This window comes from Mycolicibacterium madagascariense (genome assembly GCF_010729665.1).
Taxonomy (GTDB): domain Bacteria; phylum Actinomycetota; class Actinomycetes; order Mycobacteriales; family Mycobacteriaceae; genus Mycobacterium; species Mycobacterium madagascariense.
On record NZ_AP022610.1, the window covers coordinates 817,934 to 835,847 of the forward strand.

Sequence of the window (17,914 nt, forward strand, 5' to 3'; positions counted from 1 at the left end):
CTTTCGTCAGTCGTTGAGCCGTTCCAGGAGTGCCAACGCCTCGTTGACGATCCTGCGCTCCGGCTCGGTGAAGCGGTCCTGCATGGCACGCACCAGCCACTCCTCGCGCACCCGCCGGTCGTTCTCGGCGTGCTTGCGGCCGACGGGGGTCAGCGCGATGAGTTGGCGGCGACCGTCGTCGGGATCGGGCGTACGCACGATCAGGCCGTGCCGGTCCAAGCCCGCCAGCGTGGCCGCCATGGATTGCGGCCGTACGCGTTCCGCGCCGGCCAGCTGACTGGTCGACGCGGGACCGTCCTTGACGAGACGGATCAGGACCGCGGTCTGGGACGGGGTCAGGTCGTCGTCGGTGGCGACCTCCATCAGGCGTCTGCGCAACCGGCTGAACATGACGCGCAGATCGCGCGCCGCCGCCACCGCAGACTCGCTGACCCGTTCCATTTACACAGCCTAAACTGAACAGTCCAGACTGTCTAGCTGACGCGGATGACGATCTTGCCGACGTGGCGTGCCTCGGCGATGCTGGTGAAAGCGCTTGGCGCGTCGTCGAAGTCGTAGACCTCGTCGATCACCGGCGCGATGTGGGCCGCGGTGACCGCGCGGATGGTGTTTTGCAGGTCACCGCGGTGTCCGACGGTGATGGAACGGGTCAGGGCGCCCGAATTGCGCAGTAAGAAGAAGTCGACACCCGGGTTCTCCCTGCTGAGGAACCCGATGAGCGTCACCTCGCCACCCTGGGCGACGGCCCGCAGCGACTGGTCGATGGTCGCCGGACCACCGACCTCCACCACGCGGTCGACGCCGCGGCCGCCGGTCAGTTCACGGACCCGCCGACCCCACTGGGGGACCTCGGTGTAGTCGACGATCTCGTCAGCCCCCAGCGAGCGGAGGATCTCGCCCTTGGCCGCGCTCGACGTGGTGGCGACGACGCGCGCGCCCAGCGCCTTGGCCAACTGCACCGCGAACACCGACACCCCGCCGGAGCCGAGCGTCAGCACGGTCTGGCCGGCTCGAATCGGCAGCGGGCCGCCGAGCGCCGTCCACGCCGTCGTCGCTGCGCAGGGTAGCGTGCAGCCCGCCTCGTCGGAGAGCGAATCGGGAAGCGGCACAACGGCTTCGCGCGAGACGACCTTGTACTCGGCCAGCCAGCCGTCCTGCCCGCTGCCGTAGCTGTCGGCCGCGGCGGTCGGGGGCATCGGACCGCCGAACCAGCGCGGGTGAAAGATTCCGAGCACGCGGTCTCCGACGGCGAAGTCCTCGACGCCCTCGCCGGTCTCGACGACCTCGGCGGCGGCGTCGCTGCACGGGATGAGGCCGATGGCGGCCGGGCGCACGTACTCCTTGCGGGCGATCGCGATGTCGCGGTAGTTCAGCGACACCGCTCGCACCTTCAGCAGCAGTTCCCCGCGCTGCGGGCGTGGCATCTCCTCGTCGTGGCGGCGCAGGCCGTCGACACCGGTCAGTTCGTCGAATCGATAGACGCGCATGCCCCGAGGCTACGAGCGTCGTGGATCAGCCGGGGTAGGCCGACGTCAGGCGGGTCGACTCGGGCTTGTCGAAGACGTCGTTCAGCGTCACCGTGCGCAGGTTGCGGTCGTGGATGATGTCGATGAGTTCGTGGTAGACGGTGGTGACGGGCGGATGGTTGAGGTGGCTGATGACGATCGACTGCGGCGTGAACCACTTGTCGGCGTTGGCGACGATGTCGTGCGGGGCCAGGATCTGGTCGTCGCCGCTGGAGCCGTTCCACAGCGTGGTCTCGGTGTAGCCGAGGTCGGCGGCGACCGACTGGACGACGTCGTTGTAGGCGCCGTACGGCGGACGGTAGTACGGCGTCGCGTCAACGCCGAAGGTGTCCCTGATGAACTGGTCGGTGTGGCGCAGCTCGTCCGCGACCTTCAGCGGCGTGAGCTTGGTGAGGTCCGGATGGATCCACGTGTGGTTGCCCAGCTGGATCTGACCCGACTCCACCATGGGCAGCAGCAGGTCGCGGTTGTCGGTCCACGAGGCAAACACCCCGGTCACGAACATCGTCAGGCGAATGCCGGTGTCCTTGGCCAACTGGGCGTAAGCCCGGACGACCTTGGTGTCGACGCCGTCGTCGAGGGTGAGCGACATGAGATCCCCCGCGCCCGGTAGCGCGCTGAGCACGCCGCCGCCGGGGAGCAGGACCCGTGCCGCCGCGGGTGGCGGCGGCAGGAGCTGCGGCCACGGCGGCGGAGCGGGCGGAGGCGGTGGTCCGGGGGGCGGGACGACCTGCGCCGCCTGGCTCGAGGCACCTGCGCCGCAGCGCACCAGGGCGAGCCCGGTCGCCGAGGCGACCACACCGAGGAGGACGTTGCGACGGGACAGCATCGTCCCATCCGTCACTCTGGTAACAGCGGACATTCCAGCACAGTAGCCGCCCAAGGCCCGTAACCCGGGGACGCTGGGGCGATTGTCGGAAAAATGCGTGCTTGGGGTTTGCCGTGGGGCGGCTGCGAGGCGGCCGTTCTACTGGTTGCGCACCACGTTGACGGCCAGGTAGGCGCCGTACCCGAGCAGGCCGATCACCGCGAGCTTGCGCGTCTTGGGCACCGCGAGTCCGAGCCCGATCGCCGTCTCCAGGCCACCATTGATCTTGAGGTAGCGCGCGGTGTCCTTGGGGAACGCCGCCTTGGTGACGCCCTCGAACAGGTCGGGCCGGACGAAGTGCGCGGCACCCGTTCCGGCCAGGGCCACTCCGAGCACCGACGGCACTTTCGAACTACTCTCCTTGGGCACTGCTGATCCTCTCGTCAGGCAATCTGGAAGTCGCTCAACGGAAATGCGGACGCCTCGGCGATCGCCGTCTCCGTGGAGGACGGGCGCAGCAGCGTCGGCTCGCCCGCCGGGTTGAAGTAGTAGGAATGCGCGCTCGCGCAGTTGCCGTTGGTGAACAGCGAGTCCCCCAGGAGCTCGGTCATCCGGTCCAGGAACGAGGCGTTGGCGTCCTCGGTGACCTCGAAGGTCGTCGCCCCGCGCCGCTTGACCTCCGTGAACAGCCGGTCCATGAAGCGCATCTGGTACTCCATGGTGTTGAAGAAGTTCAACCCGAGGAACGCATACGGGCTGGCCAGGCTCAGGTAGTTCGGGAAGTAGGGCATCGAAACCCCTTGATAGGCCTGGAATCTGGTCTCGCGCCACCACTTGCCGAGATCGCGTCCGTCGCGCCCGATGACCTCGATGGCCGGGAAGTTGGCCTCCCACAGATCGAAACCCGTGGCCAGCACCAGGGTGTCGATGACGTTCTTGGTGCCGTCGGTCCCGACGATGCCGTCGGCCTCGATGTGGTCGATTCCCGAATCATGAAGGTGCACATGCGGTTTGGTGAAGGCGCGGTAGTAGCCGTTGGAGAACGTCGGTCGCTTGCAGCCGAAGTCGTAGTCCGGCGTCAGCCGGCGCCGCAGCTCGGCGTCCCGGATCACGGCGAACCGGTGCAGCTTGGCCAGATCGGAGGCGGAGATGTTGAACCGTCCCCGGAAGGTCCGGTAGTGCCGCACGCCGACGGAGACCATCACCTCGTAGATCGAACTGGTCAGCCATCGAAGGAGGCGCTGCGTCAACGGAACTCGCGCGAACAGCCGCTTGGCGCGTTCACCGAACCGCAGGTCGATCTTCGGCACCACCCAGATCGGCGTGCGCTGGTAGACGGTGAGGTCGGCGGCCGTCTTGGCGAGTTCGGGGATCAGCTGCACCGCGGTGGCACCCGTGCCGATCACCGCGATGCGGCGACCCTCGGCGTCGAAGTCGTCGTCCCACTCGGTGGTGTGGATCAGTGTGCCCTCGAACTCGGTGATGCCCGGGATGTCGGGCACCCTCGGTTGGGACAGGAAGCCGGTCGCGGTGATGAGATAGCGCGCGCTCATCGTGTCGCCGCCGGCCAGGGCGATCCGCCAGACGGACGCCTCCTCGTCCCAGCGCGCGCCCTCGACCGCGACGTTGAAGCGCATGTGCGCGCGCACGCCGTACTTGTCGGCGACGTCGTCGGCGTACTGCTTGATCTCCGGGCCGGGGGTGAACAGCCGCGACCAGTTCGGGTTCGGCTCGAAGTAGTAGGAGTACGTGGTCGTCGGCACGTCGACGGCGAGGCCGGGGTAGTGGTTGACGTACCAGGTGCCGCCGAGGTCGTCCTCGCGATCCAGGATGACGAAGTCGTCGATGCCGAGCCGCTTGAGCTGGATCGCTGCGCCGATCCCCGCGAACCCGGCTCCGACGATGACCGCGTCGTAGTGCTCCGAAGTCATGGCCGTACGGTACCTCAGGTACCGGGTAGGTACGGGAGCGCGCCCTACCCCTTGAGCGACCCGGTCCGCTTCTCCTGCGTGGTCGCCATGCAGACGACCTCGCGGTCACCCTGCGACCACGTCTGCTCGGTGGGATAGAGGACGAAGACGCCGATGGTCTCGTCGCTGAGCGCGTCGGAGGAGTAGGACTGCAGTTCCGACGGGCACCTGTTCTGCCAGTCGTCGATCGCGGCCTGCCCCGGGTATTCGCCGTCGGGCATGGTCAGCACGGCATAGACCTCACCGGCGTGCGGGTTGGCGCAGTCGGTCTTGGGAACGGCCTGCACCAGCGAGCCGCTCGGAATGTCGGTGATGCAGTCGCCGACGGCGAGATCGGTGGCGATCACCTTGTCCTTCATCGAGTTCAGGAAGTACCACACCCCGACACCCAGCCCGCTCATCAGGACGACCGCGAGCACCGCGAGCCCGACCCACAGCCCGGTGCGGGACTTCTTCGGCGGCTCCGGATACGGGTAGATCGGCGGCGGGTAGGGGCCCTGCTGATAGGGCAGCGGGGGAGGCGGCGGGTACTGCGGACCGGGCGGGCCGTACGCAGGCGGCTGATTCGGATCTCCCGGCCAGGTCATCCAGGGAAGATAGCAGGATTAGCCGGGCAGCGACCTGAGTGCGGCGTCGACCGCGCGGGCCGGCACGTCGACCGTCTTGGAGCCCAGGTCGTGGCGGGCGCCGGTGATCTCGACGACCTCGGTGGGGCCCGAGACGAGCGCGGCGGCCGCGCGGAGTTCGTCGATCGTGGCGAACGGGTCGGAGGTGCCGTGCGTGAAGACCGTCGGCACCGTGATGCGCGGCAGGTGCTCGGTGCGTGCCCGCTCGGGCTTGCCCGGCGGATGCAGGGGATAGGAGAAGAGCAGGAGCCCCTCGACCGGCAGGCCATCGGCGACCGCCATCGACGTCATCCGCCCGCCGTAGGAATGCCCACCGGCGAGGACCGGTCCCGCGGTCAGCGAGCGCGCCAGGTCGACGGCGTCGGCGATGCCCGCTTGGTCGGCGGCGGCCGATCCCGACGGCGGACCCTTGGGACGCCTGCGTCGGTAGGGCAGGTCATAGCGCACCGCCAGCCACCCGCGCGCCGCCCACTCGTCGCACAGCCGGACCAGCATGGGGGAGTCCCGGTTTCCGCCGGCGCCGTGGGTGAGCAGCACGATGCCCGTGGGATCGCCGGCCGGCGGGTGCGCGACGCCGGCGATCGCGTCAAACGCCACGGGACCGCAGCCGGAACAGCGCCGAGACCGGACCGTGGCCGTGGCCCAGCGGGTAGGCCTCGCGCAAGCATTCGGTGACCCAGCCCTTGGCGAAGGCCACCGCATCGGGCACCGAATAGCCGTGAGCCAGCGCGCAGGCGGTCGCCGCTGCCAACGTGTCACCGGCGCCGTGGTCGTGGCTGGTGTCGATGCGCTCGGCGTCGAACTCGTAGAAGTCGGTCCCGTCGTACAGCAGGTCGGGGCTGTGCGACGAGGACCGCAGGTGGCCGCCCTTGACCAGCGCCCACGTCGGTCCGAGTGCATGCAGCGCCTGCACGGCGTCGCGCTGGGTGACCGCGTCGACGACGTCGATGCCCGTGATGAGCCGCACCTCGTCGAGGTTGGGGGTGACGAGCGTGGCCAGCGGGAACAGTTCGGTGCGAAGGGTGTCCAGCGCCGACGGGTGCAGCAGGGGGTCGCCATGCATCGACGCGCACACGGGGTCCACCACCAGTGGCGCCGCACCGGCGCCGCTCTGCAGCTCCCGCCACGTCTCGGCGACGGCTTCGATGATCGCCGAGGAGGCCAGCATGCCCGTCTTGGCGGCCTGGATGCCGATGTCGGTGGCGACGACCCGGATCTGACCGGTGATGACGTCGAGCGGGATTTCGTGGAAACCCTTGACGCCCAACGAGTTCTGCACGGTCACCGCGGCCACCGACACGCAGCCGTGCACGCCGAGCATGGCGAACGTGCGCAGATCGGCCTGGATGCCCGCGCCGCCGCCGGAGTCGGAGCCGGCGATGGTCATCACGCGCAGCGGAGTCTCACCGGGCGCGCTCAGCGGTAGGAACGTCATGCGGCCCTCGGGTGGACGGCAGTCATCTCGGCACTCCCTACGCCGGCATTACCCGGTCAGGTTCATACGGTCGACGGCGGGCCGGGTGGTCGAGCCCGGTAGCCGTCCTCTCAGCGCACTCCGTGTGCGCTCCCGCGCGGACGCGACAAACCTACCGCAGCCACTGTTCGACCAGAGGAATACGAATTGGTCCGTGATCATTTGTATAGCTAACATATGTGTTTTGGGCAGAGGCGCCCTGGGAATTGATCGCGATACGCATCGCGGTACGTGTAGCCGCGCACATGACGACAGAGATCGAGATGACGAAGCCAATCACCATGGAGAACGCCGCGCTGAACGACACCGCGAGCCGGCGCGTACGGATGGACCACGACCACCCGCACTACAAGTGGGTGGTGCTGTCGAACACGACGCTCGGCACGCTGCTGGCCACGATCAACGCCTCGATCGTCCTCATCTCGCTACCCGCGATCTTCCGCGGCATCGGCCTCAACCCCCTGGCCCCCGGCAACGTGAGCTACCTGCTGTGGATGCTGATGGGCTATCTGGTGGTGACCGCCGTGCTGGTCGTCCCGTTCGGGCGTCTCGGGGACATGCTGGGCCGGGTCCGCATCTACAACTGGGGCTTCGTGGTGTTCACGCTGGCCGCGGTGGCGCTGTCCTTCGACCCCTTCCACCTGGGCGGCGGTGCGCTCTGGCTGATCGGCTGGCGGGTCGTGCAGGGCGTCGGCGGCGCGATGCTGATGGCGTCGTCGTCGGCGATCCTCACCGATGCGTTCCCGGCCAACCAGCGTGGCATGGCGCTCGGGGTCAACATGGTGTCCGCCGTCGCCGGATCCTTCCTCGGACTGCTGATCGGCGGTGTCCTCTCCGAGTGGCACTGGAGGGCGATCTTCTGGGTGGGCGTCCCGATCGGCATCGCGGGCACCATCTGGAGCGTCCGCTCGCTGCGCGAACTCGGCACCCGCACCGCAGGCAAGCTCGACCTGCCCGGCATCGTGACCTTCGGCGTCGGGCTGACGGTGCTGCTCGCGGGCATCACCTACGGCATCCAGCCCTACGGCGGCTCCACCACCGGCTGGTCGAACCCGCTGGTTCTCGGCGCCATCGCGTTCGGACTGGTGTGCCTGGTGGCGTTCTACTTCGTCGAACGACACGTCGAGTCCCCGATGGTCGACGTGCGACTCTTCAAGTCGGCGTCGTTTGGCATGGGCAACTTCGCCGGCCTGATGTCCTCGATGGGCCGCGGCGGCCTGCAGTTCATGCTCATCATCTGGCTGCAGGGCATCTGGCTGCCGCTGCACGGCTACAGCTTCGAGTCGACCCCGCTGTGGGCCGGCATCTACCTGCTGCCGATCACCGTCGGCTTCCTTGTCGCGGGTCCGCTGGCGGGTTCGCTGTCGGACCGCTACGGCGCCCGGCCGTTCACCGTGGGCGGCATGCTGCTGATGGCGGCCTCCTTCATCGCCCTGGTGCTGATCCCGGTGAACTTCGACTACTGGGTCTTCGCCACGTTCGCGTTCCTCAACGGCCTCGGCGGCGGCATCTTCACCGCCCCCAACACCGCGGCGATCATGTCGAGCGTGCCCGCCGCCCAACGCGGCGCCGCCTCCGGTGTGCGGGCGACGTTCTTCAACGCGGGCAACTCGCTGTCGATCGGCGTGTTCTTCTCGCTCATGATCGTGGGTCTGGCGCACACGCTGCCGTCGGCGATGAGCACGGGCCTGCAGGCCCAGGGCGTGTCCGCCAACGTCGCCCACGACGTCGCCAACCTGCCGCCCGTCGGCAGCTTGTTCGCCGCCTTCCTCGGCTACAACCCGATGGCCGAACTGCTGGGGCCCTCGGGCGCGCTGCAGGCCCCCGGCGTGAACGCCGACCTGCTGACCGGCAAGACGTTCTTCCCGCAGCTGATCACCGAGCCGTTCCACAGCGGCCTGACGGTCGTCTTCATCGCCGCCGCGGTGATGATGCTGCTCGGAGCGATCGCCTCGCTCTTCAGCGCCGGCAAGTACGGCACCGCGCCGGACGCCGACAACGCGGCGTAGGCATGGGGTCCGTCCGGCGTCTCTACGCTGGATGACATGACGGCCCCCCGCAGACGGCTCAACGACTCGGTGACGCGGTTCTGGAGCTTCGCCGCGCCCGCCTACGACCAGCAGTGTCTGCAGCGGCTGGTCTACCAGCCGGCGCAGGACGAGGTGATCTCCGCCCTGCGCAAGCACGGATCGCGGCGGATTGCCGACATCGCTTGCGGGACGGGCATTCTCGCGTCACGGATCGCGCGGGAACTGCGTCCCGACGAGACGTACGGTGTCGACATGTCCGACGGCATGCTGGCGCAGGCCAGGAAGCGGTCCTCGGACGTGTTCTGGAAGAAGGCGCCCGCCGAACAGCTGCCGTTCGACGACGGCTTCCTCGACGCGGTCGTCACCACCTCGGCGTTCCACTTCTTCGACCAGCCCGCCGCGCTGCGGGAGTTCCGCCGCGTGCTGGCTCCCGGCGGCGTGGTGGCGGTCGCGACGATCAGCCCGCGTCAGCTGCTACCGGTGCAGCTGTTCGCGGCGGGCGCGTGGGCACCGGCCCACAATCCGTCGCCGGCCGCCGTGCGCGCCCTGTTCACGGGCGCCGGTCTGGTCGTCGAGGATCAGCACCGCGTACGCAGGCCGTGGTGGACGCAGGCCGTGTCGGATCTGATCACCATCGGCGTCAAGCGTTAACGGTCAGGTCTCAGCGGTCAGAGGTCGACGAACACCGGCGCGTGGTCGCTGGGCGCGGGGGTGCCCTTCTTGCCCGGTTTGCGTTCGTCGCGGGCGATCTCGCCGTGGGTGACGCGGGCCTCCAGCGCGGGGGAGCCGAGGATGAAGTCGATGCGCATACCCTGGCGCTTGGGGAACCGCAGCTGCGTGTAGTCCCAGTAGGTGTAGACGCCGGGGCCGGGGGTGAAGGGCCGCACCACGTCGGCGAAGCGTTCCTCGATGGCCCGAAACGCCGCGCGCTCCGGTGCGGTCACGTGAGTGCTGTGCGTGAAGACGGCCATGTCCCAGACGTCGTCGTCGGTGGGGGCGATGTTCCAGTCACCGACCAGTGCGATGGGGGCGGCGGGGTCGGTGTCGCGCCAGCCGGTCGCGGTATTGCGAAGTGCCGCAAGCCATTCCAGCTTGTACGCATAGTGTGGATCCTGAACGGTGCGGCCGTTGGGGACGTAAAGGCTCCAGACCCGCACGCCGCCACACGTCGCCCCGATGGCCCTGGCCTCGTCGACGTCGTTGAACGCGGGCTGGCCGTCGAAGCCCAGCTGCACGTCGTCGAGACCGACCCGCGACGCGATCGCGACGCCGTTCCACTGGTTGTGCCCCACGTGGGCGACCTCGTAGCCGAGCGCGGCGAACGGCATCGTGGGGAACTGCTCGTCGGTGCACTTGGTCTCCTGCATCGCCAGCACGTCGACGTCGGCGCGTTCGAGCCAACCGGTCACGCGGTCGATACGGGAGCGGATCGAGTTGACGTTCCAGGTGGCCAGTCGCACGCGGCTCACCCTAGCGACACGTACCGGCAGCGGTGGTGCTCGGTGAAGCCCATCGACCGGTACAGCGCGATCGCGGCGGCGTTGTCGGCGAGCACCTGGACGTAGGCGCGGTCGGCCCCGCGGCCCGCCGCCCAGCCGAGCAGTGCCTCGCACACCCCGCGGGCGAGACCGCGGCGACGGGCGTGCTCGGCGACGTGGACCGACGACAGGCCCACCCAGCGGGTGCCGTTGGGCGCCACGGTGATCGCCGCCCGCGCGACCGCGGCGTCGGCGAGGGTGGCGAAGACCACCTCGCCATCGACGACCGCGGTCAGCACGTCGACCGGGACCCGTCGTGGGTGCAGGCCCAACCACGCGTCGTCCGGCCGGGCGGTCAGTCGCGCCGCCGGGCCGGGTCCCACTTCGGCCAATTGCTTTGTCATGACCAGGTTTTCGCCGTCGGTGGCCGCACCGGGCGGGATGCGGAACAGCCGGTCGGGAACGGCGAGCCGGGGTGGGACGCCGCGGGCGGCGAACCACTGCACGATCGGTGCGGTGTCGAGGCTGGGGGAGGGCAGCAGCGGCACCGCCGAATTGGCGCGCCGGGTGCAGCCGTGGCCGAAGCGCAGCAACCAACCGTCGTGCCATTCGTGTTCGACGCCGGGCCAGCCCAGCGCAGCGGCATGTTCGAGGTTGCGGATGTCGGGGTTGCGCACCGGCATCGGGGGTAGCGGCCGCAGCGACACCACGTCGGTGGCCGCGACGGTCACGACGACCCCGTGTTTGTCCCTCACCCGCAGCTCGGGGCCGGCGTCGACGAGATGGCCGACCACGTCGCTCAGCGGAGGCACCGACCCGGCGGGCAGCCGGTAGCGCAGGCTGACCCTGGTGCCGACGTCGGGCAGCTCAGGCACGAGGCGCCCAGCGCACGCTTCGTGCACGTGAAACGCGAGTGCGGCGGTCGACGAGCGTGCGTTCGGCGAGGCCAGCCATCAGTGCCCGAACGGATCGGGGTCCTCGCCGGGCGTCCACGACAGGCCCGGCGTGCCCCAGCCGTTCGCCTTCACGGCGCGTTTCGCGGCGCGCGCGTGCCGGCCGATCAGCCCGTCGATGTAGAGGAAGCCGTCGAGGTGTCCGGTTTCGTGCTGGAGCATGCGCGCGAACAGACCCGAGCCCTCCAGGGTGATCGGCGTCCCGTCGGCGTCCAGCCCGGTGACCCGTGCCCAGCTCGCCCGGCCCCGCGGGAACGATTCGCCGGGCACCGAGAGGCAACCCTCGTCGTCGTTGTCCGGGTCGGGCATCGTCTCGGGCACCTCCGACGTCTCGAGCACCGGGTTGACGACCGCTCCGCGGCGACGCGTCGTGCGGCCCCGCTCGTCGGCGCAGTCGTAGACGAACACGCGCTGGGAGACCCCGATCTGGTTGGCCGCCAACCCGACACCGTTGGCGGCGTCCATGGTGTCGTACAGGTCGGCGATGAGATCGGCCACCTCGGCGGGTAGCGACCCGTCGTCGCCCACGGGGATGGGACTGGTCGCGGTGTGCAGGACGGGATCTCCCACGATGCGGATCGGAACGACGGCCATACCGGAGAGATTAGTGGGCAGGCTTTCCTCGCCCGACTCGCGGGAACGGCTCACGGTCGAACCACATCCGTCGTGGTTCAATGTTGCCCGAACCACCAGAGGTCTCGAATGCGGGAAAGGGTCCAGAGAGCACATGGACGGCGCCATTGCGCGGACCGACAAGTCCGGGGACTCCCAGGACGACACCGCCCTCGCCGACGGTCTGACCCGCCGCGAACACGACCTCCTGGCGTTCGAGCGGCAGTGGTGGAAGTACGCGGGCTCCAAGGAAGATGCCATCAAGGAGCTGTTCTCCATGTCGGCGACGCGGTACTACCAGGTGCTGAACGCCCTCGTCGAGCGGCCAGAGGCACTCGCGGCCGACCCCATGCTGGTCAAGCGCCTGCGCAGGATGCGCGCCAGCAGGCAGAAGGCCCGGGCGGCGCGCCGCCTCGGCTTCGACGTCACCTAGGGGCTTTTCCGCCAAAGGTGCCCGGCTCGATACAGTGAGGGCGATGAATCAACGAGACTCCTCCGGGTTGCCACTGCGCGCCATGGTCATGGTGCTGCTCTTCCTCGGGGTCGTCTTCCTGTTGGTCGGCTTCCAATCCATGAGTTCGAGCAGCAGCAGCAGCTCCAGTTCGTCGAGTTCCAGCACGACGGCGAGTTCGACCTCCACGCCCACGTCGGCGTCCCCGACGCCCGCGGCCGCCAAGCCGGTGGTGCGGGTGTACAACCTCTCCGACGTGGCCGGCCTCGCGGAGACGACGGCCAATCGCCTGCGCGACGCGCAGTGGGACGTCGCCGAGACGGGCAACCTCAGCCTCGACGGCGTGACGGCGACGACCGTGTACTTCGGGGAGGCGCAGGGGGAGAAGGACGCGGCCGAGCAGATCGGCGCGCTGCTGCAGGCGCCGGTCGAGCCGCGTACGCCCGCGGTGGCTCAGCAGCCGCCCGGAGTGATCGTTGCCGTCACCGGTTAGGCTCCTCGACATGCCGATCTCCACCCCGCTTCGTCTCCTCGCCGCCGCAGCGCTCCTCGTGCCGATCGCCAGCGCGTGCTCACCGCACGAGCCGGTTGCGTCGCAGCCCGGTACCACCCCGTCGGTGTGGACGGGTTCGCCGCCGCCGTCGGCCGCCGGGGGCCCCGAGGGACAGGCGGGTCAGGCTCCCGCCGCCGCGCCCGCGGGTGAGAAGCTCACCGCCGACCTGAAGTCCCCCGACGGCACGTCGGTGGCCAGCGCCGAATTCGTCTTCTCCGGTGGCTACGCCACGATCACCGTCAAGACCACCGCTCCCGGCCAGCTGACGCCCGGTTTCCACGGTATGCACATCCACGCGGTGGGCAAGTGCGAGCCGAACTCGGTCGCCCCGACCGGCGGCGCCCCCGGCAACTTCAACTCCGCGGGCGGACACTTCCAGGTGGCCGGCCACACCGCGCATCCCGCCAGCGGCGACCTCGCCCTGCTGCAGGTTCGCGGCGACGGTTCGGCGATGTCGGTGACCACCACCGACGCCTTCACGGCGGCCGACCTGCTCGCCGGAGCGAAGACGGCCATCATCATCCACGAGCTGCCCGACAACTACGCCAACATCCCGCCGGAGCGCTACCAGCAGCTCAACGGGACCCCGGGCCCCGACGAGGCAACCCTCGCCACCGGCGACGCCGGCAAGCGAGTGGCATGCGGTGTCGTCACACCCGAGTGAGCTGGCGGCCGGTTCGCGACCCCTGCGGATCGACTTCAAGGGCTCGGCACGTCAGACCATAGGGGTCGAGTGGGAGTTTGCGCTCGTCGACGCCGTGACCCGTGAGCTGAGCAACGAAGCCGGGGCGGTCATCGCCGAGATCGGTGAAAGTCCGCGCGTGCACAAGGAATTGCTGCGCAACACCGTCGAGGTCGTCACCGGCATCTGTGAGAACTCCCGTGCGGCGATGGACGATCTGCGGGCCACGCTCGCGCCTGCGCGCCGCATCGTCCGCGCCCGCGGCATGGAGCTGTTCTGCGCGGGCACGCACCCGTTCGCGAAGTGGTCGGCCGAGCAGTTGACCGACGCGCCGCGCTACGCCGAGCTGATCAAGCGGACGCAGTGGTGGGGTCGGCAGATGCTGATCTGGGGCGTGCACGTCCACGTGGGAGTGTCCTCGGCGCACAAGGTCATGCCCATCATCACCTCGCTGCTCAACCAGTATCCGCACCTGTTGGCGCTGTCGGCGTCGTCGCCGTTTTGGGATGGCGGCGACACCGGTTATGCGAGCAACCGCGCCATGATGTTCCAACAGCTTCCGACCGCGGGCCTGCCCTTCCACTTTCAGGAATGGTCGCAGTTCGAGCAGTTCGTCCACGATCAGAAGAAGACCGGCATCATCGACCACATGAATGAAATCCGTTGGGACATCAGGCCGTCCCCACATCTCGGCACCATCGAGGTGCGGATCTTCGACGGGGTGTCCAACATTGCGGAGCTCGGCGCGCTGGTCGCGCTGACCCACTGCCTCATCGTGGACCTGGACCGCCGGCTCGACGCGGGGGAGCACCTGCCGACGATGCCGCCGTGGCACGTGCAGGAGAACAAGTGGCGCGCAGCGCGTTACGGGCTCGACGCGGTGATCATCCTCGACGAGGACAGCAACGAACGCCTCGTCACCGAGGATCTCGACGAGCTGCTGAACCGACTCGAGCCCGTCGCGGCGTCACTGGGTTGCGCCGACGAACTGGCCCAGGTCGCCGACATCTACGCCAGGGGTGCCTCTTATCAACGGCAGCGTCGAGTCGCCGAGGACACCGACGGTGACCTGGTGGCCGTGGTCGATTCGCTGATCGCCGAGTTGGAGCTGTAGCCGTGGCCATCCGACCGATGTTTCCGCTCGAGTCCGTGCGACTGCCGGGCGAGGGCTTGCCCTTGCGAATCTTCGAACCCCGCTACGGTCAGCTGGTTCGCGAATGCCTGTCTGGCGCAGGAGAATTCGGTGTCGTGCTCATCGCCGCGGGCCGAGAGGTCGGCGGCGCGGACGTGCGCTGTGACGTCGGATCGATGGCCCACATCGTAGAGAGCCACGACTTCGGTAGCGGCCAATACCTCATCGAATGCGAGATGAGAGAACGGTTTCGGGTGGTGTCCTGGCTCGACGACGACCCGTACCCGCGGGCCGACGTCGAGCCATGGCCCGACGAGCCGGGGAGCACCGTCACGGGTGCGGACATCGGCGTCGTCGAGGACCGGGTGATGGAACTGTTCGAGCGCATTGCGGCCGCGCAGAACGCCACCCTGCCGTCGCGCGCCGAACTTCTCGGCGAACCAGAGCCGGGTCAGGGTGCGGGAGATCGGTTGTACGCCTTGGCTTCCCGAGTTCCCATGGGCCAGGCGGATCGCTATTCGATCTTGGAGGCGCCGTCCGCGGCGGCCCGCTTGGACGCGCTGCGCGAAGGCGTCGAGACCGTGGCGGCGATGATCGAATTCCAGCTCGCCGACGGCGGGGATGCGGGCCAGACGTAGCCCACATCCCCGCCGAACGACTCAGGCCAATTTAGGCCGGGGTCTTGGCGTCCGGGGTCTTGGCGTCCGGGGTCGTAGCGTCAGGGGCCTTGGCCGCGGGGATTGGAGTCTTGGCTCCTGCCGCGCCGGCCTTGCCCGGCTTCCCTGCGGCGCCTGTGCCACCGGGCCCGCCCGCACCACCTTCGCCAGCGCCCTTGCCGTCGGGGGTTTGGGAGTCGCCGCCCTTGCCGCCGTCCCCGCCCGTGCCGCTGACCTTTCCGCCCGCACCGCCGGCGCCGCCCTTGCCGCCGTTCGCCGCTAGCGAACCCGTTGCGCTTGCGTTGCCGCCCGCGCCGCCGGTGCCGCCCTTGCCGAACGCGGTCGTCGTGGCGTCTCCGCCATTCCCACCGTCACCGCCGGTCGAGAGGTCCGTTTGCGCCGACGCCGCCCCGCCGGCTCCACCGGTACCGGGGGTGCCGCCGTGGGCACCGCGGAGTCCGAGGTCGTTGCCGCCGTCTCCGCCCTTGCCTCCCTTGCCGCCCTTGGCGATGGCGTCGGCGTACGCCTTCGCGACACCCGCGTCGCCGCCCTTGCCTCCTTCGATGAACCCGGCGCCGCCCGCTCCGCCGTCGCCGCTGGTCGCGATCTGCGCGGGAACGCCTGTCTTCGCCTTCTCATCACCGACCACGCTATCGCCGCCGGCGCCGCCCTGGCCTCCGGACCAGAAGGGGGCCCCGCCGCCGGCGCCACCCTTGCCGCCGTTGGCGCTGCCGTTCACCGAGTCGGCCTTTCCGCCGTGGCCACCGGCACCGCCGGTGCCGAGGAAGCCGCCTTGGCCGCCGTTGCCGCCGGCGGCGCCCTTGGCGAGGGTGGCATCGACGGTGCCGATGGTGGCGTTCGCCGGCAGTTCGTTGTGGTCCGCGCCGCCCGCCCCGCCGTCGCCGCCGTTGCCTTGGATCGCACCGCCGTGGCCGCCCAGTCCGCCCTGTGTGGCGGCCTGCTGCTGGGCGCCGTCCTTGTAGAGGGCCGCAGTTCCGTCGCCACCCTTGCCGCCGTTGCCGAACAGGAACGCGTTGCCGCCGCGTCCGCCGTTGGCGCCGTTGCCGCCGTTGCCGAACAACAGGCCGCCGTCCTCGCCGTTGCACGCATTGCCCTTGCAATCGGCGGCCGCGTTACGGCCGTTGCCGATGAGCCATCCGCCGGGTCCCACGAGGGGACGGCCGAGGGCGGCGCCGACGCCGCCGTCCTTCTTCACGGCTGCCCCGTCGATGGCCGTGGGTGCCACGTCGACCTTCGCGGTCGCGTCGGTGACGCATCCGGGGGTGCCGGCCACGCACTCCGCGGCCGCGAGGGCGATGCGATCGGCGGCGGATCTCATCGGCACGTGCGAGGACTCGTACATCGACGTGGCGGACGCCAGTGCGCCCAGTCCGATGATCGCCGCCCCGGCGGCTCCGGTGGCCACGGTCTTGGACCGCGAGTAGGGCGCGGATGCGCGGTGTCTTCCAGCCTTCACGGGCATGAAGTTCTTCTCCCTTTGATTCGGATCGTGTTCGCCATCAACGGATCTCGATGAGGACCGAGATGGTCGGTGACGAATATTCAGTCGAGGTGCGGTATTCGTCAAACTCGTGCAAATGCGTCGCAGGCCTTTGGCGTCGACGAATGGAACATCAAAATCGATGTGCTGCAGCTAGTTTCGTGTCCAGGCGTGCAATGCGGACCGTTCAATCAGGCACGGCCCGCCGTCATTCGGGCTGCCCGTGTTTTCCTTGCGTTCCGGGATGACCGCCGACACCGCCCCCGCCGGCTGCGCCACCCTTGCCGGACTTTCCCTTGGCGAACGACTGACCGCCCTCACCCCCATTTCCACCGTTGCCCAGAGCGCTCCGTCCGCCGGGACCGCCGTCGCCCGCCGTCGATGACTCGTTGGCGGCGTCCAGGTCGCCGCCCCAACCGCCGTTGCCGCCGTCCCCGAAGCCGGTGCTCGCGCCCCCAGCTCCGCCAGGACCGCCCTTCGCGAGTGCCTTCCCCACGCCAAAGCCCTCGCCACCGCGACCACCGTGGCCGCCGCGGCTCAAGCCCGCCCCACCACGACCACCTGGACCGCCGGTCGCCGAGTAATCGGACCCGTCGGTCACGCGGGCACTCCCGCCTTCGCCGCCGTGGCCACCATGTCCCATCGGCGCGCTCCCGCCATCGCCTCCGACGCCCCCGACCACCTGACCGACGAGTGAGCGGATGTAGCCGCCGGAGCCACCGTCGCCACCGTCGCCGCCGAGCAGGCCGGCGTTGCCACCGCGAGCGCCGCGGCCCGCCACGGGGAGACTGGCGGGGTCGGGCGTCACGCCGGGAACGTGGGTGGAGCCCTGATTGTCGCTGCCGCCGTTTCCGCCTGCGCCTCCGTCGCCGTAGAAGAATCCTCCGTGCCCACCGCTGCCACCGTCGGTCGAGAGGGACTTGCGCACCCCGGCGTCGTAGACGGCATCTCGGCCGTTGGCGCCGCGACCGCCATTGCCGAAGAGGAAGGCGTTGCCGCCGCCGCCCCCGTTGGCACCGTTGCCACCGTTACCGGCGAGCAGCCCGCCGTCGCCACCCCGGCAGGCCCGACCCGTGCAGTCCTTCGCCGCGTCGCGACCGTTGCCGATGAGCCAACCCCCCGGCCCGATGACGGGGCGCCCAGCGGGACGGGGGACGGCATGGTCGGTGGTGGTGCACGTGGGATCGCCCACCGCGCACACGGCGGCGTTCGACGGGACCTCGGCACGAGCCGTCGCCGCGGCGGGCGTCAAGACACCCCATCCGACGATGGCCGCTCCGGCCACGCCGACGAGCACGGGTGACATTGGTGAGGTCGCCAAGGGCCGATGCCGTCGAGAATTGCCACGCACGTCGATGTTCTCCCTCGTCGAAGCCGAGGCGTCCGATCGAGCCCCGGTCGACGAATGATGGCCGATGTCAACATGATCAACCAACGCGTGTGCAAGCGCGCCCACCGGCCA

General features: G+C 69.5%; 20 protein-coding genes. 7 read left to right on the forward strand and 13 right to left on the reverse strand.

All coding sequences use genetic code 11. The features are described from left to right. Positions 1-6: 6 nt before the first annotated feature. The 8 genes from G6N60_RS03765 to thiD form a co-directional block, all read right to left on the reverse strand. Entirely contained in the window at positions 7-441 is a 435-nt protein-coding gene (locus tag G6N60_RS03765) for a MarR family winged helix-turn-helix transcriptional regulator (RefSeq protein ID WP_163732761.1), read from the reverse strand. A gap of 32 nt (positions 442-473) precedes the next feature. Next, positions 474-1,487: a zinc-dependent alcohol dehydrogenase family protein gene (locus G6N60_RS03770; RefSeq protein ID WP_163732763.1), complete on the reverse strand. Its 1,014-nt coding sequence runs from the start codon at positions 1,485-1,487 to the stop codon at positions 474-476. A 25-nt stretch (positions 1,488-1,512) separates the two neighbouring features. Beyond that, positions 1,513-2,352, reverse strand: coding sequence for a polysaccharide deacetylase family protein (locus G6N60_RS03775; protein WP_372511048.1), 840 nt, complete (start codon positions 2,350-2,352; stop codon positions 1,513-1,515). Positions 2,353-2,493: 141 nt separating this feature from the next. After that, a complete protein-coding gene (locus tag G6N60_RS03780) occupies positions 2,494-2,763 on the reverse strand; it encodes a DoxX-related protein (RefSeq protein WP_170312543.1) in 270 nt (89 codons plus the stop codon). A gap of 14 nt (positions 2,764-2,777) precedes the next feature. Further along, the gene (locus tag G6N60_RS03785) at positions 2,778-4,265 is read right to left on the reverse strand and encodes a flavin-containing monooxygenase (RefSeq protein WP_163732767.1); all 1,488 of its coding nucleotides are present in this window, start codon (positions 4,263-4,265) and stop codon (positions 2,778-2,780) included. Between the two features lie 44 nt (positions 4,266-4,309). After that, entirely contained in the window at positions 4,310-4,891 is a 582-nt protein-coding gene (locus G6N60_RS03790; RefSeq protein ID WP_163732769.1) for a septum formation family protein, read from the reverse strand. Positions 4,892-4,909: 18 nt separating this feature from the next. After that, positions 4,910-5,527, reverse strand: coding sequence for an alpha/beta hydrolase family protein (locus G6N60_RS03795; RefSeq protein ID WP_163732770.1), 618 nt, complete (start codon positions 5,525-5,527; stop codon positions 4,910-4,912). Beyond that, positions 5,517-6,365 carry a bifunctional hydroxymethylpyrimidine kinase/phosphomethylpyrimidine kinase gene (gene thiD / locus G6N60_RS03800; RefSeq protein WP_163732773.1) on the reverse strand — a complete coding sequence of 283 codons (849 nt, stop codon included), beginning with the start codon at positions 6,363-6,365 and terminating at the stop codon, positions 5,517-5,519. The genes G6N60_RS03795 and thiD overlap by 11 nt, the downstream gene beginning before the upstream one ends. A 284-nt stretch (positions 6,366-6,649) precedes the next feature. Between thiD and G6N60_RS03805 the strand changes: the two genes are divergently transcribed. Next, entirely contained in the window at positions 6,650-8,413 is a 1,764-nt protein-coding gene (locus tag G6N60_RS03805) for an MFS transporter (protein WP_246240291.1), read from the forward strand. A 36-nt stretch (positions 8,414-8,449) separates the two neighbouring features. Further along, the gene (locus tag G6N60_RS03810) at positions 8,450-9,085 is read left to right on the forward strand and encodes a class I SAM-dependent methyltransferase (RefSeq protein WP_163732776.1); all 636 of its coding nucleotides are present in this window, start codon (positions 8,450-8,452) and stop codon (positions 9,083-9,085) included. Between the two features lie 17 nt (positions 9,086-9,102). On the opposite strand, the gene G6N60_RS03815 is transcribed toward G6N60_RS03810, so the two are convergent. The 3 genes from G6N60_RS03815 to G6N60_RS03825 all read right to left on the reverse strand — a co-directional run bounded on the left by G6N60_RS03815 (position 9,103) and on the right by G6N60_RS03825 (position 11,459). Beyond that, positions 9,103-9,894: an exodeoxyribonuclease III gene (locus G6N60_RS03815; RefSeq protein WP_163732779.1), complete on the reverse strand. Its 792-nt coding sequence runs from the start codon at positions 9,892-9,894 to the stop codon at positions 9,103-9,105. A 5-nt stretch (positions 9,895-9,899) separates the two neighbouring features. Next, positions 9,900-10,787, reverse strand: a complete 888-nt coding sequence (locus G6N60_RS03820) for an N-acetylglutamate synthase, CG3035 family (RefSeq protein ID WP_163732782.1) — start codon at positions 10,785-10,787, stop codon at positions 9,900-9,902. A gap of 78 nt (positions 10,788-10,865) precedes the next feature. Continuing rightward, a complete protein-coding gene (locus tag G6N60_RS03825; RefSeq protein ID WP_163732785.1) occupies positions 10,866-11,459 on the reverse strand; it encodes a peptide deformylase in 594 nt (197 codons plus the stop codon). A 133-nt stretch (positions 11,460-11,592) separates the two neighbouring features. Here G6N60_RS03825 and G6N60_RS03830 point away from each other — a divergent pair, with 133 nt between their 5' ends. Genes G6N60_RS03830 through G6N60_RS03850 form a run of 5 tightly spaced genes read left to right on the forward strand, consistent with a single transcriptional unit; the run spans position 11,593 to position 14,933 of the window. Continuing rightward, entirely contained in the window at positions 11,593-11,910 is a 318-nt protein-coding gene (locus G6N60_RS03830) for a nucleoid-associated protein NapA (protein WP_163732788.1), read from the forward strand. 43 nt (positions 11,911-11,953) lie between these two features. Further along, on the forward strand, positions 11,954-12,421 hold the full coding sequence (locus tag G6N60_RS03835; protein WP_163732790.1) for a LytR C-terminal domain-containing protein: 468 nt from the start codon (positions 11,954-11,956) through the stop codon (positions 12,419-12,421). 10 nt (positions 12,422-12,431) lie between these two features. Continuing rightward, on the forward strand, positions 12,432-13,145 hold the full coding sequence (gene sodC, locus G6N60_RS03840) for a superoxide dismutase[Cu-Zn] (RefSeq protein ID WP_163732793.1): 714 nt from the start codon (positions 12,432-12,434) through the stop codon (positions 13,143-13,145). A gap of 1 nt (position 13,146) precedes the next feature. Beyond that, positions 13,147-14,277 (forward strand): glutamate--cysteine ligase, encoded by a 1,131-nt coding sequence (locus tag G6N60_RS03845; protein WP_163743413.1) that lies wholly within the window; start codon positions 13,147-13,149, stop codon positions 14,275-14,277. A gap of 17 nt (positions 14,278-14,294) precedes the next feature. Then, the gene (locus G6N60_RS03850; RefSeq protein WP_179969755.1) at positions 14,295-14,933 is read left to right on the forward strand and encodes an LON peptidase substrate-binding domain-containing protein; all 639 of its coding nucleotides are present in this window, start codon (positions 14,295-14,297) and stop codon (positions 14,931-14,933) included. Positions 14,934-14,964: 31 nt separating this feature from the next. On the opposite strand, the gene G6N60_RS28840 is transcribed toward G6N60_RS03850, so the two are convergent. Beyond that, positions 14,965-16,434 carry a hypothetical protein gene (locus G6N60_RS28840; protein WP_179969636.1) on the reverse strand — a complete coding sequence of 490 codons (1,470 nt, stop codon included), beginning with the start codon at positions 16,432-16,434 and terminating at the stop codon, positions 14,965-14,967. 226 nt (positions 16,435-16,660) lie between these two features. After that, the gene (locus G6N60_RS03860) at positions 16,661-17,773 is read right to left on the reverse strand and encodes a hypothetical protein (protein ID WP_163732798.1); all 1,113 of its coding nucleotides are present in this window, start codon (positions 17,771-17,773) and stop codon (positions 16,661-16,663) included. Between the last annotated feature and the right edge of the window lie 141 nt (positions 17,774-17,914).

Excerpts from the sequence above, each read along its gene's own strand:
- G6N60_RS03765 (WP_163732761.1), bottom strand. The coding sequence starts at position 441 with ATGGAACGGGTCAGCGAGTCTGCGGTGGCGGCGGCGCGCGATCTGCGC.
- G6N60_RS03770 (WP_163732763.1), bottom strand. The coding sequence starts at position 1,487 with ATGCGCGTCTATCGATTCGACGAACTGACCGGTGTCGACGGCCTGCGC.
- G6N60_RS03785 (WP_163732767.1), bottom strand. The coding sequence starts at position 4,265 with ATGACTTCGGAGCACTACGACGCGGTCATCGTCGGAGCCGGGTTCGCG.
- G6N60_RS03790 (WP_163732769.1), bottom strand. The coding sequence starts at position 4,891 with ATGACCTGGCCGGGAGATCCGAATCAGCCGCCTGCGTACGGCCCGCCC.
- thiD (WP_163732773.1), bottom strand. The coding sequence starts at position 6,365 with ATGACGTTCCTACCGCTGAGCGCGCCCGGTGAGACTCCGCTGCGCGTG.
- G6N60_RS03805 (WP_246240291.1), top strand. The coding sequence starts at position 6,650 with ATGACGACAGAGATCGAGATGACGAAGCCAATCACCATGGAGAACGCC.
- G6N60_RS03810 (WP_163732776.1), top strand. The coding sequence starts at position 8,450 with ATGACGGCCCCCCGCAGACGGCTCAACGACTCGGTGACGCGGTTCTGG.
- G6N60_RS03825 (WP_163732785.1), bottom strand. The coding sequence starts at position 11,459 with ATGGCCGTCGTTCCGATCCGCATCGTGGGAGATCCCGTCCTGCACACC.
- G6N60_RS03830 (WP_163732788.1), top strand. The coding sequence starts at position 11,593 with ATGGACGGCGCCATTGCGCGGACCGACAAGTCCGGGGACTCCCAGGAC.
- G6N60_RS03835 (WP_163732790.1), top strand. The coding sequence starts at position 11,954 with ATGAATCAACGAGACTCCTCCGGGTTGCCACTGCGCGCCATGGTCATG.
- sodC (WP_163732793.1), top strand. The coding sequence starts at position 12,432 with ATGCCGATCTCCACCCCGCTTCGTCTCCTCGCCGCCGCAGCGCTCCTC.
- G6N60_RS03850 (WP_179969755.1), top strand. The coding sequence starts at position 14,295 with ATGTTTCCGCTCGAGTCCGTGCGACTGCCGGGCGAGGGCTTGCCCTTG.
- G6N60_RS28840 (WP_179969636.1), bottom strand. The coding sequence starts at position 16,434 with ATGCCCGTGAAGGCTGGAAGACACCGCGCATCCGCGCCCTACTCGCGG.